Genomic DNA, 25037 nt, shown 5'->3' with positions numbered 1-25037 from the left:
AACTATTAACGTAAGTGATACTGTTGCTCCTGTATTTAATGAAGCTACACCTGCTAATACAAGTGCCTCTTGTGATAATATCCCTGCTCCTGCTGTATTAACAGCATCAGATAATTGTGGTAATGCAACAGTAACAATGGGCGAAACAATCATTCAAGGAAATTGCCCTTCTAACTATCAAATAGTGAGAACATGGACAGCTGTTGATGCATGTGGAAATGATGTTTCGGTATCGCAAACAATAAGTATATCTGATACGACTGGTCCTGTTGCTGTTGATACTCCTCTTGTAGTTAAAATTGATGCAACTTGTGATAATATACCAGGTGCTCCTACATTAGTATTTATAGATAACTGTTCTGCAGTTGGAGTGCCAGTATTCACTGAAACTACATCAAGTGTTGTAGATGGTGAATATACTATCACTAGAACTTGGGTAGTATCAGATGCATGCGGAAATCTATCTCAAACATATACTCAATTCGTATTCGTCACTCAAGTAACTGATGTTATTGCACAAATACCAGCTGAGAGCTGTAATGAAGCTGAATTTGATACCATAGATCTTAACACATTGCTACCTGAAGGAACTCCAACAAATGGAACGTGGACTAATAATGATAATGTAGCTGGATTAACTGGTACTGTATTCAATGCATGGCAAGTTCCTGCTGGGTTATATACTTTCACATACACTATTGTTGATGGACCATGTCCTAGAAGTTATGAGATTAAAATGACTGTTAATACAGATTGTGGAGTTCAGCCTTGTGAAAATATTATAATTCACAATGCCTTTACACCAAATGGAGATGGGTTAAATGAGTACTTTAATATCGAAAATATTGAAGATATAAATTGTTATCCTAGCAATAAAGTGGAAATATACAATCGCTGGGGAGTTTTGGTTTATGAAACTAAAAATTATGACAATAATACCCGAAGATTTATTGGTATCTCTGAAGGAAGAACTACTATAGAAACATCAGCTGAATTGCCTTCAGGAACTTATTTCTATATTATTCAGTGGACTACTACTGAAGGAAATACAATTAACAAAAACGGATATTTATACCTTACTAGATAAACCTACCTACTAACTCCTGAGGGCTTAAAAACCCTCAGGATAAAAAAGAAATTATGAGAACAAAAATTTTAATTTTCGCTTTGATGTTATCGTGTTATACTGGTTTTGCGCAGCAAGATGTTCAGTTTACACAATACATGTATAACACTATCAATATTAATCCAGCTTATGCAGGATCTAGAGGAGTGATGAGTGTTTTCGGATTACACCGTACACAATGGGTTGGAATAGATGGAGCACCAGTATCCAATGCCTTTTCTCTAAACACCCCTTTTAACAATAGTAATTTAGGTATGGGTGTTTCATTAGTAAATGACAAAATTGGTCCTACTAAGAATACAAATCTATCTGGAGATATATCCTATTCTATACAAACGTCTGAAACCTATAAACTATCTTTTGGTTTAAAAGTTTCCGCTAATATGTTTGATTTAGATGTATCAAAATTAAATCCAGCCGATCAAAATGACCCGAACCTTCAGAATTTCAACAACAAAATAACCCCTAATTTTGGTGTTGGTATATACTTTCACTCTGATAAACTTTATTTAGGTCTTTCCGTACCAACTATTGCTCGTAACACTAAATACAGTGATAATGATGTAGCAGTTTATAAAGAAAGAGAAAACTATTACTTCATTGGTGGATATGTATTTGATCTCTCTCAATCAGTTAAATTTAAACCAGCATTTTTAGCAAAAGGAGTAACCGGTGCACCACTTCAGGTAGATGCTTCAGCAAACTTCATGTTTTTTGATAAGTTAGTGCTCGGTGGAGCTTACCGATGGGATGCTGCTTTCAGTGCAATGGCTGGTTTCCAAATTAGTGATGGCTTGTTTATTGGTTACAGTTATGACATGGAAACAACTGAACTGCAAAACTACAACTCTGGTTCACATGAGATATTTTTACGATATGAGTTGTTCAAAAAAGTAAGTAAAATGGTATCACCTAGATTCTTCTAATAACACAAGATTATGAAAAATAAAATTATATACTTAGTACTGGTTACCTTAACTTGTTTGAATAGCTATTCACAAGGAAATAAAAAAGAAGCAAAAGGTGATAAAGAATTTGATAAATACGCCTATATAGATGCTATTAAAACCTATGAACGTATTTACGAGAAAGGTTATAAATCACCTGATATGTTGCTAAAAATTGGAAACGCATACTATTTTAATGCTGAACTTGAAAAAGCAAACAAATGGTATAGTGAATTATATGCAACCAATCCTGAACAAGAACCTGAGTTTTATTATCGCTATTCACAATCTTTGAGAGCATCAAAAGAATATGATAAAGCTGATTCAATGATGGCCAAGTTCAATGATAAAAGTGGTAATGATTCTAGAGCGAAAATTTTTGCAAGCAAAAAAGATTATTTAGCTATTATCAAGAAAAATTCTGGACGATATAAAATTGAAAATGCTGGGATAAACTCTAAATATTCTGATTATGGTCCAACATTTATGGGTACAAAAGTAGTATTTAGCTCTGCTCGTGACACTGGAAATTTTTCGAAAAAAATTCACACTTGGACAGGTCAATATTTCACCAATCTTTATAGCTCTGATATGGGAGAAGATGGTTCTTTAACCGGTGTAGATAAATTTGGTAAAAAAATAAATACTAAATATCACGAAGATACTCCTGTTTTTACAAAAGATGGTAAAACAGTATTTTTCACAAGAAACAACTATCTTGATGGAAGAGGATATGATGCTAGTAAAGTTACTTTATTAAAAATTTACAAAGCAACACTAGATGATGAAGGTAAATGGACTAATATTACTCCACTTCCTTTTAACAGTGATAGCTATCAAGTCGCACATCCTGCTTTATCTCCTGATGGAAAAACTTTATATTTTGCATCAGATATGCCAGGAACACATGGACAATCTGACCTTTTCAAAGTAAAAATAAATGAAGATGGTACTTTTGGAAATGTTGAAAATCTTGGAAATACTATTAACACCGAAGGAAGAGAAACCTTCCCATTTGTAACTGATGAAAATGAGTTATACTTCGCCTCTGATGGTCAACCTGGTTTGGGTGGTTTGGATATTTTTGTATCTAAAATACCAAATGAAGGTGGAACTTTTAGAGAACCATTAAACGTTGGTGAAGAAGCAAACAGTCCAAAAGACGATTTTGCCTTAATTATCAACTCCAAAACTAAAAGAGGTTTCTTGAGTTCTAACAGAGATGGTGGTGAAGGAAATGATGATATCTATAAGTTCTTAGAAACAAAACCTATTTGGTGTGAACAAATTCTTTATGGTGTTATTACTGATGAGGATACTAAAGCGGTATTGCCAAATACTAAATTAGTTTTGTTTGATGAAAAATTCAACAAAATCAAAGAAACGGTTTCTGATGCAACTGGTAGTTACCAATTTACCGAAGTGGAATGTGGCACAAAATATTATGTGAATGCTTCTCTTGAAGATTATGAAACTAAAGAATCTGCAGTAATTATTGGAACTACTTCTGGTAAAACAGAATTGAATATCGAACTTAAAACTAAAACATGTCGTGCTAAAGTTGGAGATGACTTGGCCAATTGTTTCAAAATCAATATCATCTATTTTGATTTAGACAAATGGAATATCAGACCTGATGCAGCAGTTGATTTAGCTAAATTACAAGATGTATTAGAACAAAATCCATCTATGAAAATTAATATTCGTTCTCATACAGATAGCCGTGCTTCTGATAGCTACAACAAAAAACTATCTGAAAGAAGAGCTAAATCAACAAAAGATTGGTTAATAAAACAAGGAATTGCAGCTGATCGTTTGACTTCAGAAGGTCTAGGTGAAACTGAATTAGTTAACAAATGTTCTAATGATGTACCTTGTACTGAAGCAGAACACCAACTTAACAGAAGAAGTGAATTTATAATCACAAGTTTATAAAAATACTTTATTGAATTCTCAAAAAGCACCCAGAAATGGGTGCTTTTTTTTATATTTGAATATGAAAATAACAAAACTATTTAATGACTTTTTTGAAAGTGAAAAAGCGGGTGGATTCATTTTAATTATCTGCACAATACTTTCTTTACTATTGGCAAACTCTGTTTGGAGTGAAAGCTATTTACATATTTGGCACCACCAAATAGGAAATCAGTCCGTTGAATATTGGATAAATGATGGTTTAATGACCATTTTCTTTTTGTTAATTGGTTTAGAACTTGAACGTGAAGTTTACAAAGGAGAATTATCTAATTTAAAAAGTGCTCTTCTACCTATTTCTGCAGCGCTAGGTGGAATGATTATTCCAGCAGGTTTATATTTATTACTAAATCATGGAACGATAACACAATCTGGAGCAGGAATACCTATGGCTACAGATATTGCTTTTGCACTAGGAATTTTATCTTTACTTGGCAACAGAGTTCCTGTTTCACTTAAAATATTTCTAACGGCATTGGCTGTTATAGATGATTTAGGAGCAATTCTAATCATTGCTATTTTTTATACAAAAAATATAATTTGGAGTAATTTATTAATCTCACTAGGCATATTTGTTTTTCTACTTATATTGAATAGATTAAAAGTCCGCAATCTAATTCCTTATTTAATCTGTGGAATTGTAATGTGGTACTTCATGCTTAATTCAGGTGTACATGCTACTATAACAGGAGTTTTATTGGCTTTTGCCATTCCATTTGGCTCAGGAAATAAAAAATCTACTTCATTCATCCTGCAACATTTTCTTCACATACCAGTTGCCTTTTTTATCCTCCCATTATTTGCTTTAGCCAATACAGCTATTATACTGAATTCTGATTGGCATTTCATGCTAAGTCATAATTACACGCTAGGAATTGCATTGGGGTTAATTGTTGGAAAACCAGTTGGTATTTTATTATTTAGTTTTCTCTCGGTAAAACTAAAATTAAGTGAACTCCCAAGTGATTTAAATTGGAAATCCATTTTAGGTGTTAGCTTTTTGGGCGGAATTGGTTTTACAATGTCAATATTTATAACACTTCTCGCCTTTTCTGATGGTGAACATATTGACAATTCCAAAATCATGATTTTGATTTCTTCATTGATTGCGGGAATAATTGGATTGATTTATTTAAAAATCACTTTGAAAACAATTAATTAATACTATTTAAAACCACTTTTTACGTTTGAAATAATAAATCATTCCCAAAAGCAAGAAAAACATAAATCCCATAATCATAAAATAGCCATATTTCCAGCGAAGTTCAGGCATAACATCAAAGTTCATCCCATAAATTCCAACGATAAAAGTCAATGGCATGAAGAAAACAGAAACCACCGTTAGTGTTTTGATGACCTCATTCATTTTGTGATTTTGGGAGGAAAAATAAAAATTGGAAGCACTATCAAGCGTTGTCATATCATATTCAACTTGCTCCAACAACTCTAAACATTTTTGATGTAAGCGAGCAAAAAAACTATAATTATCATGTTCAATAGCATTAAAAACATTATCATCTTTCATGCTTTTAATGGAATACAATGAGTCTCTCAATGGAATTATTGAACGCTTCAAAAAATTAAAATTATCCCGATGCTTTTCTATTTGTACTAAAATTTCTGGGTTTGTGTTTGATTTTGATAAATTAATCAAGTCCTCTACTCTATCCTCTTCACTCTCGATAGTTATATAAAAATTTTCCATAACCGCATCGAGCAGTAAATACAATAAATAATCCGCTTTTTTATCTCTTACAATACCCGAATGAGTTCTGATTCGTTCCCTAATATGGGTAAAAAAATCACTTCTCTTTTCTTGAAAAGAAACTAATATTCCATTCTTCAACAAGAAACTTATTTGCTCCATGTTAATGTTATCGGAGTTTTCAATTGGTAATAATGATTTTATATTAAAAAATAAAACATCATGATATTCATCCAATTTGGTTCGCTTAGTAGTATTTAATATATCACCAAGCATAAAATTATCAACCTTAAGAAAATCTCCAATTGATTTAATAGTTTCAATATCATTTATACCATGAACATTTAACCAATTCACTTTTGAACTATCAAAACACTTTTGCAATTGTTCTGTTTTAAATTCATTATACTCCGTCAAATCATTTGCATCATAAACAAACAATTGCAGTTCGGTTTTGGTATGTTTATGCACACCTGTATACTCCAAAATCGTTGGCTGAACTTTTCTTCCCTTTTTGTATTTAATTTTTCTCACGAATTCTAAATTTGTTTAAATTTAAGAATATTTATTTTTTTCAAACTACTTTTACCAAAAATCATTGTATGCAAACATTAATCATCAATATAAAAGAACTTTTACAAGTGCGAGAAATAGCAATTGAAATGATTTCTGGAGATGAAATGGCTATTTTGCCAACCCTGAAAAATGCTTTTCTATTGATTGAAAATGATGCTATTGCAGCCTTTGGTTCAATGGATAATTGTCCAAAAATAAATGCCGATATTACCATTGATGCCACTGGAAAAATTGTTTTACCATCATGGTGTGACAGCCATACACATATTGTATATGTTGGAAATCGAGAGCAAGAATTTGTGGATAGAATTAATGGTTTTACCTATGAAGAAATCGCCAATCGTGGTGGTGGTATTTTGAATTCAGCCCAAAAACTCAATGAAACTTCAGAAATAGAGATTTATCATCAATCTGAAAAAAGATTACAAGAAATTATCCAACAAGGAACTGGAGCTGTAGAAATAAAATCAGGATATGGTTTAACGGTTGAAAGTGAACTAAAAATGCTTCGTGTCATCAAAAAACTAGCTAAAAATTATCCTATAACTATTAAAGCTACATTTCTAGGAGCACACGCTTTCCCAAAAGAATACAAAGAAAATCATACTGGCTATATTGATTTAATCATCAATGAAATGTTACCGAAAATTGCCAAAGAAAATCTTGCTGACTATATTGACGCTTTCTGTGAAACTGGCTATTTTTCTGTGGAAGAAACTGAACAAATTATGGAAGCTGGCAAAAAATATGGATTGCGTTCCAAAATTCATGTCAATCAATTTACAGCCATTAATGGCATTGCTGCTTGTGTAAAACTTAACGCACTAACTGTTGATCATCTCGAAATTGTAACCGATGAAGATATCATGGTTTTGAAAAACAGTGAAACTATGCCTGTGGCATTGCCAAGTTGTTCTTATTTTATCAGCATACCTTATACTCCAGCACGAAAAATGATTGATGCCGGATTGCCTTTAGCATTAGCGTCTGATTTTAATCCTGGTACTTCTCCATCGGGAAATATGAATTTTGTGGTAGCAACCGCTTGCATCAAAATGAAAATGACTCCCGAAGAAGCCATCAATGCAGCAACAATTAATGGTGCCTATGCTATGGGAATATCAAATACTCACGGAAGCATTACTATTGGAAAAAAAGCAAATCTTATTATCACAAAACCGCTAAATTCCTATTATGAGTTGCCCTATTCTTTTGGTAGTAATTTAATAGAGCAAATTATTTTAGACGGAAAGGTAATGGCATAAAAAAAGTCCTATCAACTTAACTTGATAGGACTTATAATTTAGATTTATAAATTATTATCTCAGCGAGAAACTGCTTTTAGAAACCAATTCTCCTTTGTCAAAAACATTTACAAAGTAAGTGCCTTTGGCAAAATCTTTTCCTGGCAATTGCTCTGAAACATCTACTGTTTTATTTTCATATTTTACGGTTGTTGTAAAACTGTAAGTTAATGAAGTATCGCCAAATGATATAGTGGCTTTATCTCCCAAAACATTGTTTTTTGAGTCAATAACCTGAACATAATAGGTTTTGTCACCAGATTTAGCAATCTTATTTTCAGCAATTGTAAAATTCACTTTTAACATATCAGCTCTACTTGCTTTGTCAGTGGCAATTTCTTTCCCTGAACTTTTTACTTTGTAAGCAGCCGTTTTCAAATTGGTAACTGTTAGTTTAGAACCTTTCTCGACTGTTTTAGCCAATTCTTCATTTTGACCAACTAACACTTGATTGTATTTTTTAGAGTCTTCTAAAACCACTGTAGTGCTATCAAGATTGGTAGTCAATTTTTGATTTTCTTTCTTCAAAACATCAACTTCTACCATCAGACTTTTCATCTTTGTTTCCATTGCTTTGTATTGATCTTTGTATTTTCTTAGAGAAGCATTATCACCTTTGGCTGATTTCAACTCTGTCATCAATTTTACTACTTTATCTCTTTCCGCAATTAACTCATCAGACATTGATGTGTTTTCTGCAATAGCAGCATCATAAGTCGTTTTTAATTCTTCTAAATCTTTTAAAACATCCTCTTTTTCAGATTTTACCGTTGTAACAGTTGTTTCTAGTGTCTTTGCATCCGAAGTAAGTTTAAAAATATAGATTAAACTACCTACTAATAATACTGCTAACAGTATGATTATACCTTTAAGTTTTGAATTGTTGTCTTGATTTTCCATGAGTTAAATATTTTATAGAAACAAAAGTAATATTATTTAACATAGTAACGTGAAATAAGCAATTATATTATATTTTTGAGAAAATATTATAATCCAAATGGAACGATTAATTCCTTTTTCAATTACCGATTTAGCAAAAGTGACCAATCACAGAAGTGGTGAAGTGAAATTTGGCGAAAAAATGATCACTTTTCCAAAAGGAGAAAATTGTATCGACTTTTTGAAAAATTGTGAAGCAAAATATGTCATTTTAGGAATTCCTGAAGATGTAGGCATTAGAGCCAATTTTGGTCGTCCTGGAGCAGCATCAGCATGGAAAAGTGCCATTAGTAGTATTGCGAATATTCAACACAATAGGTTTTGTAAAGGAAGTCAAATTATTGTTTTGGGAACCATCGATATTTCTGAAGAAATGGAACTAGCCAAAGATTTGGATTTCCACAAAACTGCCGATAGAAAATTATTAAGCGATCTTGTCCACAAAATTGATAAAGAAGTCGTACACTTTGTTAGTTGCATCATCAAGTGTGGTAAAATTCCAATAATCATTGGTGGTGGCCATAACAACGCCTATGGCAATATAAAAGGAACAGCACTTGGACTTGGAAAACCAATTAATGCTGTCAACTTTGATGCACATTCCGATTTTAGAATTTTGGAAGGAAGACACAGCGGAAACGGATTTTCTTATGCCTACGAAGAAGGATTTTTGAAAAAATATTTCATCTTCGGATTGCATGAAAATTACACCTCTAAAAATGTACTCGATAATTTAAAGAAAATTGAAGACAGAGTTTGTTTTAATACTTATGACGAAATCAAAGTGCGCCAACAAAAAAACTTTCAACAAGAACTGAACACAGCTTTAGACTTTGTTAAAAATGATGCCTTTGGCATCGAAATTGACTTAGATGCTTTACCTAATATTGCCACTAGCGCCATGACTATGAGTGGTTTTTCGGTAGAAGAATTGCGACAGTTTGTGTATTTTTTTGGCAAAAATAAAAATGCAGCTTATCTTCATATCTGTGAAGGCGCACCCGAACTTGGAGAAGAAAAAAACAATCATCTCATCGGAAAATTAATTGGCTATTTGGTTACTGATTTTATTAAATCGAGAAAGGAATTATTGTAAAATATCCTGTTTTCACACCATAAATAACTAACAAATTTAAAAACCTTATCTTTGTGCCAACTTACACTTAATCGTAAGTATTATTTATGTTATTCGAAGATTTATCATTATCCAAAAGTATTCAAAGAGCCGTTTTTGAAGAAGGATACACAAGCCCAACTCCTATTCAAGAAAAAGCAATTCCTTTTATTTTAGCAGGAAAAGATTTAGTAGGTTGCGCACAAACCGGAACCGGAAAAACAGCAGCTTTTGCTATTCCTATTATACATAACCTTCATAGAATGATAGGCTCATCCAAAAAAACTAAAGAAATTCGTTGTTTGGTTGTAACACCTACACGTGAATTAGCCGTTCAAATTGGAGAAAGTTTTGACACCTATGGAAAATATACCAATATCAGACAACTAACTGTTTTTGGTGGTGTTTCGCAAGTTCCACAAGTTGACCAATTAAAAAAAGGCGTTGATATTCTTATCGCCACACCAGGGAGATTATTGGATTTACACAAACAAGGATTCATTGATTTTGATAATCTGCATTACCTAGTTTTAGACGAATCAGATTTGATGCTTGATATGGGTTTCATTAACGATGTTAGAAAAATTGTGAAATTAGTTCCAACTAATAGACAAACGTTACTTTTCTCGGCAACCATGCCAATGGCTATTAGAGAACTAGCCGATACTTTTTTGAACAAACCAGAATATGTTTCTGTTACTCCAGTTTCTTCAACGGCAGAAATTATCGAACAACAAATTTACTTTGTAGATAAAGAAAACAAACGCGGTTTATTATACCATTTGATACGTAATGAAAACCTCAACAATGTATTGGTTTTTGTTAGAACAAAACACGGTGCCGACAATGTGGTAAAAGCTTTGAAAAAACATGGTGTCAATGCTGAAGCCATTCATGGTGACAAATCGCAAACAGCACGTCAACGTGTTTTAGATCATTTCAAAAACAAGGAAATCACAGTACTAGTAGCTACAGATATTGCTGCTCGAGGCATTGATATTGAAAGTTTGCCTTATGTAATCAATTTTGACTTGCCAAACATTCCCGAAACCTATGTCCACCGAATTGGTAGAACAGGTCGCGCTGGAAATGGTGGAATTTCTATTTCCTTTTGTGCCAAAGATGAAGAACCATACTGGAAAGACATTCAAAAACTGATTAAAGTGAATGTCAAAACAATAAAAGACCATCCTTTTCCTTGGAAAGATGGTGAACCTAATACAGATGCAAAACCAGATTTGAGAAATAAAAAGAAACCCGAAGGAAGTAATTCTAGAAAATCGGAAGCTTCAAAGAAAAATAAAAAGCGTTGGTATTAATCAACGCTTTTTTTGTTTTTGATATTATTATTGATGACTTGGAATAATTTAGAAGGTTCAAAAGGTTTCACCATAATATCATTCATTCCGGCTGCAAGTGCTTCTTCCGTTACTTCTTGTTTATCAAACGCAGTTAACGCAATAATGGGTGTTTTTATGCCTTTTTCTCTTATTTTTCGGGTTGTTTCAAATCCATTAATTAATGGCATATTGATATCCATCAAAATCAAATCAAAATGTTCTCTTTCTATGGCAACCATGGCAGCATAGCCATCATCAACAATGGTACAAGCCATATTGGTATTTTGAATAATTTTTTTGGTGACCATTTGGTTTATTTTATTATCTTCTACCACCAAAATATTATATAGTTGATGGTTATCTGATAAGTCAACTACTATATTGTTGATAATCTCTTTTGATTTTTCTTCATCATATTCAAAACCAATTGTAAAAAAGAAAGTAGTGCCAACATTTTCTTCACTTTCTAAATGAATTTCACTATCAAAAAGATTGACTAATCTCGATACAATTGATAAACCAAGTCCTGTTCCTTGATAATCTTCCTCTTTACGTTCAATTTGAACAAACTTGTCAAAGATTTTCTCTTGATCTTCTTTTGCAATTCCTATTCCAGTATCTTTTACTTTAAACTCAATGAAGTACGTTTTATTTTCAACTTTTTTCAAATCGGCAGTGAGTGAAACTTCTCCATTTTTGGTAAACTTCAATGCATTGCTCACTAAATTCATAATGATTTGAGATAATCTGAGTTTATCTCCAATTAAAAATTCAGGAATTGCCGTATCAATTTCGACGGTGAATTTATCGTTATTTTTGTCCGCTATATACTCAACAGAATTTTTAATGGTGGTGATTTCATCGGTCAAGTTAAAAATCAGGTTTTCTAGAACAATGCGCTTTTCTTCAATCTTATTCATTTGAAGAATATCATTCACCAATGAAAGCAAATATTTAGCTGAGAATTTTAAAGATTTCAAATGCGGACTATTGCCTAATTCTTTATGCTCATCTAAAATGATATTGGTTATTCCAATAACACCATATAAAGGCGTTCTTAGTTCATGAGTAATGGTAGAAACAAACTGTGATTTCAGTTTAGACGCTTCTTCTGCTTTTTCTTTTGCTTCTTTTAATGCTTCATTTGAAATTAGCAATTCAAGGTTGGCTTGTTCGCGCAACTTAATGTTTTTATATAATGTCAATAATAACAACAGTAAGACGATGAGAATAACAAGAAAGAGAATGACAATTAGTTTTGAATCTTTTAAATTTTTTTGATGTTCTTCATTTACTTTCTCTATTCGCTCAAGTTGAATTTTATATTCATCTAACTCAATTTGATTGGCAGCTTTCTTTAAACCATCTAACTTTTCATTTGAATAGACAACTTTGCTTAGTGAGTCTAATTTGGCTTGATATATTGTGACATTTTTGCTTTCATTATGTAATTTATAATGATTAACAAGGTTTTCGTAAATATTAATTAAATAAGAATCTAAACCATTGTCAATTGCAATTTTTTGTGCTGTAAAAAAATGTTGTTCAGCTAGTAACTTTTTATTGGTATTACTAGAATAAATACCCATCAACAAGTTTAAAGATAGCTTAGATTCTTGATTATCGTTCTTTAAAATTTGTTCCCGAACTGCATTAATTTGTTCGTTTCCTAAATCATATTTTTTTATGGCAAAATAAGCACTTGCCAAATTGAGTTTAGTATATTCAATCTGAACCGTATCTTTTATTTTTTCGGCATAAAAAAGGGATTTTTTGTAATAAACAATTCCTTTATTAACATCAATCTTATTAAAATAATAAACACTACCTAAATTACTGTAAATCCAATTAAACAGTATGTCATTATTCTCTTTTTGAGCATAGGTTAATGCTTTTTCATAAAACTCAATTGCTTTTTTAGAGTCTGAACATTCATTAAAAATTACCCCAATAGTGTTGTAGGACTGAGCAATTAATAAATTATCATCAATTGCAAAAGATTTCATTAAAGCCTGCTTCGAAGTTTCTAATGCCTTGTCATACTGTGAGTCCATATAATCAACAACGGCATCATTGATTAATTTCTCTATCGCTTCCTTTTCTTTAGTATTATCTTGGGCAACAAGAGTTGAAAAGGAAAATAGAAACAATAAAAGGAAACAAATGTGTTTAATCCTAATCATTGGGTTAGTTAAGTCATCAAATATAAAATTAATATTCAAAAAAAAATCCTGATTTATCAGGATTTTTATGTCTTTAAGTTAATTTCTAATCAACTTTCTATATTTAATTCGTTTTGGAGTAACATCAACCCCTAATCGTTTCTTTTTATTTTCTTCATATTCAGAAAAACCGCCTTCAAAATAGTACACTTCGGAGTTGCCTTCAAAAGCTAAAATATGGGTACAAATTCTATCCAAAAACCATCTGTCGTGACTAATAACCACGGCACAACCAGCAAAGTTTTCTAAACCTTCTTCCAAAGCTCGAAGCGTATTGATATCCAAATCATTGGTTGGCTCATCCAACAGCAATACGTTTCCTTCTTCTTTCAAGGTCATGGCCAAATGCAAACGGTTGCGTTCTCCACCAGAAAGCGCGGATACTTTTTTGTTTTGCTCGCTTCCGCCAAAGTTAAACCTACTCAAATAAGCTCTAGAATTGACTTGTCTTCCACCCATCATAATCAATTCTTGACCGTCGCAAAAGTTTTCCCAAATCGATTTATTAGGATCAATATTGGAATGGGATTGATCTACATAAGCAATCTTTACGGTGTCACCTATTGTGAAAGTCCCAGCATCTGCTTTTTCTTCTCCCATTATCATTCTGAAAATAGTGGATTTACCAGCACCATTTGGCCCAATAATTCCAACGATACCTGCTTGTGGCAAAGTGAAATTTAAATTATCATACAATAATTTTTCGCCAAAAGCTTTGGATACATTTTTAGCTTCAATTACATTGGTTCCTAATCTTGGACCATTAGGAATGTAGATTTCTAATTTTTCGTCTAATTCTTTTTGGTCTTCGTTCAAGAGTTTATCATAGTTCTGTAAACGGGCTTTTTGTTTGGTTTGTCTTCCTTTAGCACCTTGTCGAACCCAATCCAACTCACGTTCTAATGTTTTTCTGCGTTTGGAAGCTACTTTCTCTTCTTGCTCCATGCGTTTTGTCTTTTGGTCTAACCATGAAGAGTAGTTTCCTTTCCATGGAATACCTTCTCCTCTATCGAGTTCCAAAATCCATCCAGCAACGTTATCCAAGAAATACCTATCGTGGGTAACAGCAATTACCGTTCCTGCATATTGTGCTAAATGTTGCTCTAACCACAATACACTTTCAGCATCTAAGTGGTTGGTTGGCTCATCCAAAAGTAATACATCGGGTTGTTGTAATAACAAACGACACAAAGCCACACGACGTTTTTCACCACCAGATAATACACTAATTGGCATATCACCTTCTGGAGTTCGTAACGCATCCATGGCAATTTCTAATTTGGTGTCCAATTCCCATGCGCCACAAGCATCAATTCTATCTTGCAACTCTGCTTGCCTAGCCATGAGTTTATCCATTTTATCGGCATCTTCATATACTTCTGGCAAACCAAAACTATCATTGATTTTGTTGAATTCATCTAATAAAGCAACCGTTTCTGCCACACCTTCACTTACAACTTCTAATACGGTTTTAGACTCATCAAGTTTGGGTTCTTGCTCAAGATATCCCACAGTATAACCCGGTTGAAAAACCACATCGCCTTGGTAGTTTTTATCTACACCAGCTATAATCTTCAATAACGAAGATTTTCCCGAACCGTTTAACCCCAGAATTCCAATCTTTGCTCCATAAAAGAAACTCAAATAGATGTTTTTTAATACTTGTTTATCACTTCCTTGATACGATTTACTCAAGCGTTGCATTGAGAAAATTACTTTCTTATCGTCTGACATATTGTTGGGTATTATTTAAAAATTAAGTTCACAAAGATAGTTTTAAAAAAAAGAATTTTAAAAATGATTTTATTTTAAATCAAGCAAAAAGGAAAGTATCGGACCATAATCGGTTTCACTATTCTTCCCTTGGATTTTTTTATTGTCATAGTTAAAGTAGAAAGAAAATTGCAATTTAAAATTAGTCACAAACTCCCAAGTTAGATCAGTAGTAGCATCAAAACGGTATCTACTCGTTTCTGTAATTCCAACAAAAGAACTAAGAGCTGTCGATGCTGTTAAATTCGGCTTCAGAAAACTATAAAAAGTGTGTTGTAAGGTTGCTTGCCATTCAACATTGGAGTTAAACTCATCTATTTGTATGTTCTTTTCAAAATTCTGAAGAATACCCGTAAAAATTTGTAACTTTTGTATCTCGGTTAATACAAGATTATTACCTGCACCTGCACCAAACGAAATCTTAGCATCTATTCCCAACTCATCATTTCTATTAAAAGAATTCTGTTCATAAACAAACCATTTTTTTCGCAAAGCATAAAATGCCTCTAATGAAAATTGAATTCTTTCTGAAAATTCAGAGTCGGCAGTAGAAGTTGAGATATATGAAAAGGCATTAATAAATCGCCAGCGTGGAATAACATAATACAAATTACTTTCTGCATTTATTCGAAGTACATCCGAAGATTTAGTATAACTCACACCGCCACCTAAATCGCCTTTAAATCCTTTATACCATTCCGATTCAAGCGCATAAATTCTTGAAATATTTTGAAATTTCAAATCTTGTTTGGGTATACTCAACACCGTGATTTCACCACTAACAGGTGAATCTATAATTCTTCCTTTAAAAATTTCTCCGCTAGTACTTTCTACTCGATAGAGTTTACTACCACAACCAATAGATTTTATCTTATACCATTTTACATATATTATGCCTGGTCCTTGAGCATCAAAACGCATTCGTCCTTGTTCAAAAGAAATAAGTTTGCCCGATAGTTTATCGCCATTAGTTAGATATAAAATATCAGGTGTTACTATTTCTTCATTTTTTACAGTGGAAATAGGTTTTATAGTATCAGTTAGTTTTGCATCGGAAGTAGAATCTATAACTAATTTATTAGGAAGATTAGAATTCTTTTGATTATTAATTGTATCTGTTTTTTGGGCACATAAAAGCATCGGAAAAATCAAAATGAATAAGATTAATACTTTTATATATTTTATCATTATACTACCCAAACAATGTTATAAAACGTCCATCAATTGATGGAACTATAACACAACGTTATTAAACTCTTCCTTTGAGCGAACTAAATACCCAAGCATTGGCTAAAAAACCCACGCCAACAGTTCCAAAACCCCAACCGGCAACATCTGCATAACGGTAAATTCCCAATCCAATAAGAACTAATCCCATAATAATCATTATAAAAGTAGCCCAACCCAGCACCGTGTTTTTATTCATTCCCATGTGTTACGTATTTATTTTTATAAAAAGCAAATATCGTGAAATTTTCTAATTTAATAAATTACAAATAGAAATTTTCGTACTCAGAGTTAATATTAAATTCTGATTAATAAAATCTACTAAACCCACTAAAATCTGTGAATGATGTAACTTATATATTAAATTAAACAATAGCCCAACAATCCATTTACTTGAACTTTGTAGCGTGAAAATTAATTCACAATTAAATATTTAAAAATGAAAAAAAACCTACTTAATAGAATAATAGTAGTATCGCTATTTTTTATTCAGAATGTAATTTTTGGACAAGCTCCAAACTTAGGAACCGCAGCAAATTTTGAATTATTTACAAGTGTTGGTGCCGTTAGAAATACCGGAACTTCGTTAATCACTGGAAATGTTGGGACCAATAGTGGTTCTAGTACAGGCTTTGGGAATGTAAATGGAGTAATGCATGACGGGAATGGAACAAGTGCTCAATGCGGAACAGATTTATTAGCAGCCTATGGTGAATTAAATAGTGCTATTCCAAATTACTTTCCTGCTCCATTGTTAGGAAACGGACAAATACTTCCTCCCGGAATATATTCTATTTCTAGTGTTGCTTCTTTGAACTTGGATTTAACACTTGATGCACAAAATAATGCAAACGCAGTTTGGATATTCCAAATAGGTGGAGCATTTGCTTCAAGTGCCAATGCTGAAGTTAAATTAATTAATGGTGCCTTAGCTTGTAATGTTTTTTGGAAAATAGAAGGATTGGTTAGTTTGGCTACCAATACAAAAATGAAAGGAACAATAGTAGCAAATAATGCAGCAATTATAATGAGTACAGGTGTATCATTAGAAGGAAGAGCTCTTTCTACATCAGGTTCTATAGATGTTGACGGTGTATTATCATATACTCCTATTGGTTGTGGAAGCCCAGTTTTAAATGGTCCAACACCACCACCTTTAAATTCAACTGAATGTTATGCTATATTTTCTTCTAACGGATATGTTACCAATGCAGGAGTTTCAACAATAACAGGCGATGTTGGTACCAACGTAGGATTAACAACTGGTTTTAATGCTTTAAATGTAAATGGAAATATTCATCCGATTCCTGATACTTCAACAGCACAAGCAGCAACTGATTTAACTGGAGTTTACAATTTTTTAAATTTATTACCTTTTGAAATAGAATTATTATATCCTGCACAATTTGGGAATAATCTTGTTTTAACTCCTCATACCTACTTATTAAATGCAGCAACTGTTTTAACTGGTAATTTGTATTTAAACGCACAAAATAATCCTAATGCCGTATTTGTTATTAAAATCAATGGTGCACTTTCTACAAGTACTTATGCCAATGTAATTTTAATGAACGGTGCACAAGCTAAGAATGTGTTTTGGAAAGTTTCTGGTGCGGTAATAATTAGTGACTTTTCAGAATTTAAAGGAACTCTTGTTGCCAATAATGGAGCTGTAGATTTAACAACTGGAGTTATACTCGAAGGAAGAGCTTTTACTACTAACGGAGCATTAAGTACGGCAGCAATTAACGCGACTATGCCAATGGGGTGTTCTACTATGGGAACTGTTACATTAAACGATACACAAAAAGTTATCATTTATCCAAATCCTTTTGACACATTAATAAATGTTAAAATAAGTGACACCTTTGATAGCAACAATACCAAGATGATATTGTATGATATATATGGACGTGAAGTGTTAAAAGCTAATCTAACAAATACAACCACAATTGATATGAGCGGATTATCTTCTACTATTTATTTTTATAAAATAATAAGTAATGATACTGTAATCCAATCCGGAAAATTGATATCAAAATAATATAAAATTCAATATTTTAGAAATCCACTTCTTCCCGAAGTGGATTTCTTTGTTTATAGACTTATTTATAAACCATACCTTCTTTCATTACAAAAACAATATCGGTAACGGTTTTAACATCAACTGTTGGGGCAGCATTAGTCGTTTGTACTGTCATAAAAGTTCCTGCCTCTCAATTCCCTACTAATGCCATCCTATTTTAAAACATTCCTATAAAATTTAGAGAGTAACTCCATCTAGCTCCATAGTAACTTCTTTTCACAACCAAATAATAACTATTCCTGCTAACGCAACTATCCAAATAAGATTTTTGTAGTCCATAACATTATTACTATATTTACATAACAGTCTATAAATCCAACAATCTAATAAGCTAACATACTTATGAAAAGAAGAGATTTTCTAACCAGCTCTACGCTTGCTGCTGCCGGTGTAGCCACTTTGCTTGCAACATCTTGCACTGACAAACCAACAGAGAATAAAACAGAAGCAGGCGATACAACCACCAAGGATGATTTTGAATTAAACGAAATCACTATTAGTGAACTTCAAGACAAAATGGCTTCTGGAAAATACACTTCAGAACAAATAACCAAGATGTATCTAGAACGCATAGAAGCCATCGATAAAAACGGACCCAAATTAAATGCCGTTATCGAACTCAACCCTGATGCGCTTGACATTGCCAAAGCCATGGACAAAGAACGAAAAGATGGCAAAACAAGAGGTGCTATGCATGGCATTCCAGTTCTAATAAAAGAAAATATAGATACTGCCGATAAAATGATGACTACCGCTGGTTCAATTGCAATGATGGGAAATATTGCTAGTAAAGATGCCTTTACTATACAAAAACTAAGAGAATCAGGAGCCGTGTTGTTGGGTAAAACTAATTTAAGCGAATGGGCAAACTTCCGTTCTACCAGTTCCTCTTCAGGTTGGAGTAGCCGTGGCGGACAAACCAAAAACCCATATATCACAGACCATTCTCCTTGTGGCTCAAGTGCTGGTTCGGGCGTTGCTGTGTCAGCAAACTTATGTGCAGTAGCAATTGGCACCGAAACCGATGGTTCTATCGTTTGTCCAGCTTCCGTAAATGGTACAGTGGGCATTAAACCAACTGTCGGTTTACTAAGTCGTTCGGGCATCATTCCTATTTCACACACTCAAGATACTGCAGGTCCAATGGCAAGAACCGTTAAAGATGCTGCCATACTGTTAGATGCATTACTCGGCGTTGATGCCAATGATACTATAACCAAAGAAAGCGAAGGCAAACAAACAGGCAACTACACCAAATTTTGCGATGCCAATGGTTTAAAAGGAAAAAGAATTGGCGTTGAAAAGAAGAAATATACCAATCCATTACTCAACAACCTGCAGGATAAAGCCATAGCAACCCTAAAACAACAAGGCTCAGAAATTATAGAAATAGACTATCTGGACAGTATAAACGAATTGGGCAAGAATGAAGGAGAAGTGATGCGATATGAATTTAAAAGCGGGTTGAACAACTACTTGGCTTCCGCCAATGCCAAAGTAAAATCATTACAAGACGTTATTGATTTCAATAAAAAGAACGAAGACAAAGCCATGCCTACCTTTAAGCAAGAACTCCTAGAACAATCCCAAGCAAAAGCAGGATTGTACAGCAAAGAATACCTCAAAGCATTAGAGAACAGCCATAACGGTGCTAAGAAAATCATTGACACCATAATAAAAAAACACAACCTCAACGCCATAACAGGAATAACCATGGGACCATCGTGTAGCATAGACACCATTTATGGTGACCGTTGGGGCGATGTGTTCCTAACCGCACCGGCAGCCATGAGTGGTTATCCACACATTAGTGTGCCGTGTGGAAAAGTATATGACCTTCCGGTAGGACTATCATTCTTTAGTGGTGCCTACCAAGAAGGAGAAATAATAACGTTGGGATATGCCTATGAACAAGCATCCAAAAACAGAGTAAAACCAACATTCCAAAAAGCATTTCTGGATTAAACAATTCATTTTCAACTATGAAAAATATAATTTTATCACTTACTTTTTTACTTTGTCTTTCCATTCAATACATGAAAGCACAAGCCAATCTAGCTCTTGCTAAAAGTGGTATTCCCATTGAAATGCTTTTCCCCGAAGGCAAAACAAAAGCGCTAATTTTAAGTTATGACGATGGCCGTGCCGACGACAGAAGATTAGTAAAACTACTTAATGATTATAATCTCATAGGAACTTTTCATTTGAACTCCAATAAACTAGGCACCAACGATTACCTTACGAAAGCTGAAATAAAAGACCTGTTTAAAGGTCATGAAGTATCAGTACACAGTGCCAACCATCCCAATTTAACAACACTTTCAAAAGTTGATATTGTTTATGAAGTAGCAGAAGATAGAAAAGAATTAGAACGATTAATAGGTATTCCTGTTAGAGGAATGGCATATCCTTTTGGCAACAATAATGATGTTGTAATTGATGCTATATCAGGATTGGGAATTGAATATGCCAGAACGGTAGATGATACATATAACTTCAGCATCCCTAAAGATTTTTTAAAATGGCATCCTAGTATCCATCAATTTGCCAAAGCTTTTTGGGAACCCAATAATCCTGAAAATGATAAAAAGGAGTTAGACAGTTTCTATCAACTGATAACTAGTTTTCTCACTACAAAAGAGTTGGCTTTATTAGATGTTTGGGGACACAGTTGGGAATACCAAACTCGCTGGGAAGAAGTGGACAAGTTCTTTAAAATGGTGGCTAACAATAAGGCAATATATTACACCACACAGATAGCATTGGTAGATTATATTCATGCCTATAGAAACCTTAAATTCTCAGTAGACAAAAGCGTGGTTACCAATCTAAGTGCAATAGACATTTATATTAAAAAGAATAATAATGTTTATGCAATCAAAGGAGGAAGTTCAATAATATTGAAGGATTAAAATCATAAATATTGATTTAGTTAGTATTTAAAATTGAAAATAAATGAATGAACTGCCACTTTCCTGTGCCCAAATAATCACTAACAACATAGCCGACCAAATAATTCCTAACCAAAACCAGGATAGCTTATAAGCCACGTCAAGAACTTTGGTATTGCGTAAAAACCAATGACACAAAACAATCAATGGAACAATCACAGCAACTTTAAGTATAGCTAAGGTGGTCAATAATGGTTTACCATCTACTGCCATTCCAAACATGGATTGCAACATTCCCCATGATCTTGTAAAAGTATCAGCTCTAAAGAATACCCAAGTGATGTTGATTAACATAAAAGTGAGCAGCGCAAAACCAAAATTAGTTAATGTATTTGCACTTGGTTTGTGATCACTATGTACACCCGTTTTATCTCTAAAATATTTCTCTACCCAAAGGTATAAACCGTGCAATCCACCCCAAGCGACAAAAGTCCAATTGGCACCATGCCACAAACCGCCCAAAAGCATCGTCATCATCAAGGCAAAATACATTTTTGCTTTTCCGTTTCTGCTTCCGCCTAATGGAATGTATAAATAATCGCGTAACCAACTGGACAAGGTAATGTGCCAACGACGCCAAAAATCAGTGAAACCAATGGCAGCGTAAGGATAATTAAAGTTTTGTGGTAGCACGAAACCAAGGCATAATGCCACCCCAATAGCACAAGTTGAATAACCTGCAAAGTCCAGAAATATTTGACCCGAGAAAGCAAAAACACCTATCCAAGCATCCAATACTGGCAACACACCACTAGAATCAAATATTGAATCTGCTGTTGAAGAAAGCATACTATCGGCCAAGACCACTTTCATAAACAACCCTAAGGTGAGTAATAATAATCCATCTAACAGTTGCTTACGTGAAGCTACTCTCGGACTTTCAAACTGAGGTACTAGTTGTGGTGGACGAACAATAGGTCCGGCAACCAAGTGAGGAAAGAAGGTAACAAACAAAGAAAAATCAAGTAATGATTGAACTGGTTTGCTTTCTTTTTTGTACATATCAATAGTATAACACAATGTGGTAAACGTATAGAATGAAATTCCAGCAGGAAGTATAATATTAGGTTTAGCAGGATTGAAATCAATTCCAACAACATGTGTCAGGGCTACAAAGTTGTCTAACAAGAATGTGCCATACTTAAAAAAGCAAAGCATCCCAAGGTTACCTATCAAACTCACTACGAGTAGTAGTTTCTTTTTATGCGAATTCTCTTGAGTGTACAACGCTCTACCAACAAAGAAATCAATTACTGTTGACAACCATAATAATAGTATGAAAGGTGGATTCCAAGCTGCATAAAATATATAACTAGCTAGTAATAGATTTACCTTTTTTGTTTTCCATGACAATGGCAAATTATGCAGAAACAGTATAAGTATAAAAAAGGCGACGAATGTATAAGAGTTAAATACCATAATAGCGCTAGTTTAGTGGGTTGGATTAGTTTGTTTCAAATAGGTAAAGCCATCATGTTGGCTCAATAGCTCGAAGAAATGTTTAGTAAAAATAACCGCATCCGATCTTTTTAAATGAGATAATTCTGGACAATCAAAGTTGGCTATGGCTGGATAATCCTTAAAATGAATACCCGGACAATTGGTTTCTTTTAACAATCTATCCCAAAACCTTTCCCTCGTAAAACCCATACTTTCTTCTTGATAGAAACTACCACTTGATGGTGTTCTGACAAACACTACTTCGCCACCACGCGCTTTAATCTTATTGATATTAGCCACTACAGATTTAAAAATAGCATCATATTCTGCTTGTTTTGGTGGTGGAGCCATTTTAGCACCTTTAGAAAAGAATGCCCAAATACTTTTAACTTTATTGCGTTGAACCGTATCAGCTACAAAACTTTCGGTCATGTAGGATTGTCTTTCATAAGTAGTTCTATCAAAAAGTGTTGGAAAAATAGGCATCATAAAAACACCTGGACGACTTTGTAATTCTAATGCATCTAACTCGGCACTAAGTGATAAATTATTTTTATCTAAAAAAGCAAACTGTGACTCCAATACTTTGCTAATTTCAAAACTAGCATATTGAGCTGGTGTTCTATCATGAAAGTATTTAATATTTTTATTGGGAGTTTCTTGATTGGGTGGCGCATTACTGAAAAACAACCTTTCGGTAACATCAATTACTAATTTACCTTTGAAGTTAGGATCGTTTGCCAAGTCTTCCAAAACAGGTCTTGGGCAACTACCCACCATAGCTAACTGTATGGGCTCTACACTTGTTAAACTGTTCCAAGTAGGAATATCTAAATCAAACTTGATACGAGAAGAACCAATAAAAACAATGGTCTTGTCAGCAGATTCGCAGGCCTTGACCCTACTGTCTGCCCATAAAGGCGAATCGTCATCAAAATCAGCGGGAATACCTTCTCCTCGTAAGTAAATTTCATAACTCACCACAGCAGTTAACACCAAAAATAATGTTAGTACTGCTGACTTAAAAATAGTTTTGTCATTCATAATAGTTGGTTTGGTTAGGAATAATCTTTTATAAAATCTAATCAAGTGGGGAAATGATTGTGGCAGATTTTACTGTTATCTATTTCAAATTTAACCAATTAATAATACAAAACATTAATTTGCTTCTTTATTTATTAACTTTATTCTTGTTAATAAGTAACAGTATCGTACTTAGCGTATGTTTACTTTGCTATATTTGATACTTGTTATTTTATATATATTTCTCTTTATGACACCAAACAATAGACTTCTCAAACAATTAGAGCTCACTAACGAACAAACATCACCTTTGTTTCGGATTATGTGGGTACAAAACGCTGATGAACCGCACAGAAGACATTTTGAAAACAATATTTGTGCTTTTCATATTGGCAATGGGTATATACTATCGGTGGCACACAACTTAAAAGTAGAAGCAAAAATCTTTAAATCTATTGCCCAAAATATCTATACCTCTGAGATTTTGCCCTTACTAAATCCCATACAAGCACAACATTTTGAGAATTGTTTTGTGTTGGATGTTACTACTAATAAAAGATATTGGAACAGTAACAACCCTGCCGATTACCAACTTATAATTGATATTCTAAAACAAATCAACTTTGACACCCGTTGGATTACGTTAATGCAAAAAGAGATTTGCCAAACGCATTTGATTGTACAATTCAAGAACGACCTTTTTTATAATACTCCAGAACTAGCACAACACTTTACTCCTACTACTTCCTTTGCTGAATCGGCTATCAATCGCCATACGTTTTTGATTGAAGTAAAACTGGTAGAAGCGTTTTATAGTGATGACATTGCGCTATACAAAATTGTGAATACCCCACAAGAAGTGATGGATTGCATGCCAAGTGTGGCTATTGATTACTCCATCTTAAGCGATGAACAAACCCATTATTATTGCCTACAAAGTTCGCCAACAAGCGAAGTGGGCAAACTGCTCAACAAAGCTCAAATTGATGGGTTCACAGAGCATTTCAGCATTTTCCAAGAGCGTATAGGTGGAAATTACATACTCGAAGGCTTGCGTTATTTAATCAAAGGCTACTTCCGTTTTGGGTCTTCTGGCGCGCCTTATTTGGTGTACGATGCAGAACAACTTGAATTTAAAGTCAATGCTATTCAGAGTGAAGCTTGCCCTATTCAGCTTTCTATTGATAACAAGCGCGAGGGCAATTTTCAATATGTAAATGCTATTGCTTCTCCTTTGTACAACATCAAAGAAAAACTCGAAGCCTATCTTAAAGAATAAGCGGAATAACT

The 25037-nt window shown here is 33.5% G+C and carries 19 protein-coding genes; 11 read left to right on the top strand and 8 right to left on the bottom strand.

The genetic code is table 11. From position 1 onward, the window contains the following. The 4 genes from ACSVH2_RS09060 to nhaA form a co-directional block, all read left to right on the top strand. The coding region (locus ACSVH2_RS09060; RefSeq protein ID WP_438092849.1) for a gliding motility-associated C-terminal domain-containing protein at window positions 1-1087 on the top strand (1087 nt) is incomplete at its 5' end. 53 nt (window positions 1088-1140) lie between these two features. Next, complete coding sequence (locus ACSVH2_RS09055; protein WP_438092848.1) at window positions 1141-2052, top strand: PorP/SprF family type IX secretion system membrane protein; 912 nt, start codon at window positions 1141-1143, stop codon at window positions 2050-2052. Window positions 2053-2064: 12 nt separating this feature from the next. After that, a complete protein-coding gene (locus ACSVH2_RS09050; protein WP_438092847.1) occupies window positions 2065-4008 on the top strand; it encodes an OmpA family protein in 1944 nt (647 codons plus the stop codon). A 61-nt stretch (window positions 4009-4069) separates the two neighbouring features. Beyond that, on the top strand, window positions 4070-5209 hold the full coding sequence (gene nhaA, locus ACSVH2_RS09045) for a Na+/H+ antiporter NhaA (RefSeq protein ID WP_438092846.1): 1140 nt from the start codon (window positions 4070-4072) through the stop codon (window positions 5207-5209). A gap of 6 nt (window positions 5210-5215) precedes the next feature. Here the strand turns inward: nhaA and corA are convergent, their stop codons facing one another. Further along, a complete protein-coding gene (gene corA, locus ACSVH2_RS09040) occupies window positions 5216-6286 on the bottom strand; it encodes a magnesium/cobalt transporter CorA (protein WP_438092845.1) in 1071 nt (356 codons plus the stop codon). 68 nt (window positions 6287-6354) lie between these two features. On the opposite strand from corA, the gene hutI reads away from it, so the two are divergent. After that, entirely contained in the window at window positions 6355-7593 is a 1239-nt protein-coding gene (gene hutI / locus ACSVH2_RS09035) for an imidazolonepropionase (protein WP_438092844.1), read from the top strand. Window positions 7594-7647: 54 nt separating this feature from the next. Here the strand turns inward: hutI and ACSVH2_RS09030 are convergent, their stop codons facing one another. Further along, on the bottom strand, window positions 7648-8532 hold the full coding sequence (locus tag ACSVH2_RS09030) for a hypothetical protein (protein ID WP_438092843.1): 885 nt from the start codon (window positions 8530-8532) through the stop codon (window positions 7648-7650). Window positions 8533-8629: 97 nt separating this feature from the next. Between ACSVH2_RS09030 and ACSVH2_RS09025 the strand changes: the two genes are divergently transcribed. Both ACSVH2_RS09025 and ACSVH2_RS09020 read left to right on the top strand, forming a co-directional pair. After that, window positions 8630-9667: a formimidoylglutamase gene (locus ACSVH2_RS09025; protein WP_438092842.1), complete on the top strand. Its 1038-nt coding sequence runs from the start codon at window positions 8630-8632 to the stop codon at window positions 9665-9667. A gap of 86 nt (window positions 9668-9753) precedes the next feature. After that, window positions 9754-11004 carry a DEAD/DEAH box helicase gene (locus tag ACSVH2_RS09020; protein WP_438092841.1) on the top strand — a complete coding sequence of 417 codons (1251 nt, stop codon included), beginning with the start codon at window positions 9754-9756 and terminating at the stop codon, window positions 11002-11004. Here the strand turns inward: ACSVH2_RS09020 and ACSVH2_RS09015 are convergent. From ACSVH2_RS09015 to ACSVH2_RS09000, 4 genes are all read right to left on the bottom strand, one after another. Then, entirely contained in the window at window positions 11001-13208 is a 2208-nt protein-coding gene (locus ACSVH2_RS09015) for a response regulator (protein ID WP_438092840.1), read from the bottom strand. The two genes, ACSVH2_RS09020 and ACSVH2_RS09015, sit on opposite strands and share 4 nt — an antisense overlap. Before the next feature lie 78 nt (window positions 13209-13286). Next, window positions 13287-14981 (bottom strand): energy-dependent translational throttle protein EttA, encoded by a 1695-nt coding sequence (gene ettA, locus ACSVH2_RS09010; RefSeq protein ID WP_438092839.1) that lies wholly within the window; start codon window positions 14979-14981, stop codon window positions 13287-13289. Between the two features lie 69 nt (window positions 14982-15050). Beyond that, complete coding sequence (locus ACSVH2_RS09005; protein WP_438092838.1) at window positions 15051-16208, bottom strand: DUF481 domain-containing protein; 1158 nt, start codon at window positions 16206-16208, stop codon at window positions 15051-15053. Between the two features lie 61 nt (window positions 16209-16269). After that, window positions 16270-16452: a CAL67264 family membrane protein gene (locus tag ACSVH2_RS09000; protein ID WP_438092837.1), complete on the bottom strand. Its 183-nt coding sequence runs from the start codon at window positions 16450-16452 to the stop codon at window positions 16270-16272. A gap of 234 nt (window positions 16453-16686) precedes the next feature. On the opposite strand from ACSVH2_RS09000, the gene ACSVH2_RS08995 reads away from it, so the two are divergent. The 3 genes from ACSVH2_RS08995 (at window position 16687) to ACSVH2_RS08985 (ending at window position 21245) form a co-directional block, all read left to right on the top strand. Further along, window positions 16687-18291: an ice-binding family protein gene (locus ACSVH2_RS08995; protein WP_438092836.1), complete on the top strand. Its 1605-nt coding sequence runs from the start codon at window positions 16687-16689 to the stop codon at window positions 18289-18291. 384 nt (window positions 18292-18675) lie between these two features. Then, window positions 18676-20298, top strand: coding sequence for an amidase (locus ACSVH2_RS08990; RefSeq protein WP_438092835.1), 1623 nt, complete (start codon window positions 18676-18678; stop codon window positions 20296-20298). 17 nt (window positions 20299-20315) lie between these two features. Further along, window positions 20316-21245, top strand: coding sequence for a polysaccharide deacetylase family protein (locus ACSVH2_RS08985; RefSeq protein WP_438092834.1), 930 nt, complete (start codon window positions 20316-20318; stop codon window positions 21243-21245). 27 nt (window positions 21246-21272) lie between these two features. On the opposite strand, the gene ACSVH2_RS08980 is transcribed toward ACSVH2_RS08985, so the two are convergent. Continuing rightward, entirely contained in the window at window positions 21273-22703 is a 1431-nt protein-coding gene (locus tag ACSVH2_RS08980; RefSeq protein WP_438092833.1) for an MBOAT family O-acyltransferase, read from the bottom strand. Window positions 22704-22715: 12 nt separating this feature from the next. Continuing rightward, complete coding sequence (locus ACSVH2_RS08975; protein WP_438092832.1) at window positions 22716-23768, bottom strand: hypothetical protein; 1053 nt, start codon at window positions 23766-23768, stop codon at window positions 22716-22718. A 229-nt stretch (window positions 23769-23997) separates the two neighbouring features. On the opposite strand from ACSVH2_RS08975, the gene ACSVH2_RS08970 reads away from it, so the two are divergent. Further along, on the top strand, window positions 23998-25026 hold the full coding sequence (locus tag ACSVH2_RS08970; protein ID WP_438092831.1) for a hypothetical protein: 1029 nt from the start codon (window positions 23998-24000) through the stop codon (window positions 25024-25026). Window positions 25027-25037 lie beyond the last annotated feature (11 nt).

The organism is Flavobacterium sp. RSB2_4_14 (genome assembly GCF_051547085.1).
Lineage (GTDB): Bacteria > Bacteroidota > Bacteroidia > Flavobacteriales > Flavobacteriaceae > Flavobacterium.
Note: the sequence above shows the minus strand (reverse complement) of the source record. Positions and strands in the feature narration are given on the sequence as shown.

Coding starts and splice junctions, on each gene's coding strand:
- ACSVH2_RS09055 (WP_438092848.1), top strand. CDS start 1,141: ATGAGAACAAAAATTTTAATTTTCGCTTTGATGTTATCGTGTTATACT.
- ACSVH2_RS09050 (WP_438092847.1), top strand. CDS start 2,065: ATGAAAAATAAAATTATATACTTAGTACTGGTTACCTTAACTTGTTTG.
- nhaA (WP_438092846.1), top strand. CDS start 4,070: ATGAAAATAACAAAACTATTTAATGACTTTTTTGAAAGTGAAAAAGCG.
- hutI (WP_438092844.1), top strand. CDS start 6,355: ATGCAAACATTAATCATCAATATAAAAGAACTTTTACAAGTGCGAGAA.
- ACSVH2_RS09030 (WP_438092843.1), bottom strand. CDS start 8,532: ATGGAAAATCAAGACAACAATTCAAAACTTAAAGGTATAATCATACTG.
- ACSVH2_RS09025 (WP_438092842.1), top strand. CDS start 8,630: ATGGAACGATTAATTCCTTTTTCAATTACCGATTTAGCAAAAGTGACC.
- ACSVH2_RS09020 (WP_438092841.1), top strand. CDS start 9,754: ATGTTATTCGAAGATTTATCATTATCCAAAAGTATTCAAAGAGCCGTT.
- ACSVH2_RS09015 (WP_438092840.1), bottom strand. CDS start 13,208: ATGATTAGGATTAAACACATTTGTTTCCTTTTATTGTTTCTATTTTCC.
- ettA (WP_438092839.1), bottom strand. CDS start 14,981: ATGTCAGACGATAAGAAAGTAATTTTCTCAATGCAACGCTTGAGTAAA.
- ACSVH2_RS09005 (WP_438092838.1), bottom strand. CDS start 16,208: ATGATAAAATATATAAAAGTATTAATCTTATTCATTTTGATTTTTCCG.
- ACSVH2_RS09000 (WP_438092837.1), bottom strand. CDS start 16,452: ATGGGAATGAATAAAAACACGGTGCTGGGTTGGGCTACTTTTATAATG.
- ACSVH2_RS08995 (WP_438092836.1), top strand. CDS start 16,687: ATGAAAAAAAACCTACTTAATAGAATAATAGTAGTATCGCTATTTTTT.
- ACSVH2_RS08990 (WP_438092835.1), top strand. CDS start 18,676: ATGAAAAGAAGAGATTTTCTAACCAGCTCTACGCTTGCTGCTGCCGGT.
- ACSVH2_RS08985 (WP_438092834.1), top strand. CDS start 20,316: ATGAAAAATATAATTTTATCACTTACTTTTTTACTTTGTCTTTCCATT.
- ACSVH2_RS08980 (WP_438092833.1), bottom strand. CDS start 22,703: ATGGTATTTAACTCTTATACATTCGTCGCCTTTTTTATACTTATACTG.
- ACSVH2_RS08975 (WP_438092832.1), bottom strand. CDS start 23,768: ATGAATGACAAAACTATTTTTAAGTCAGCAGTACTAACATTATTTTTG.
- ACSVH2_RS08970 (WP_438092831.1), top strand. CDS start 23,998: ATGACACCAAACAATAGACTTCTCAAACAATTAGAGCTCACTAACGAA.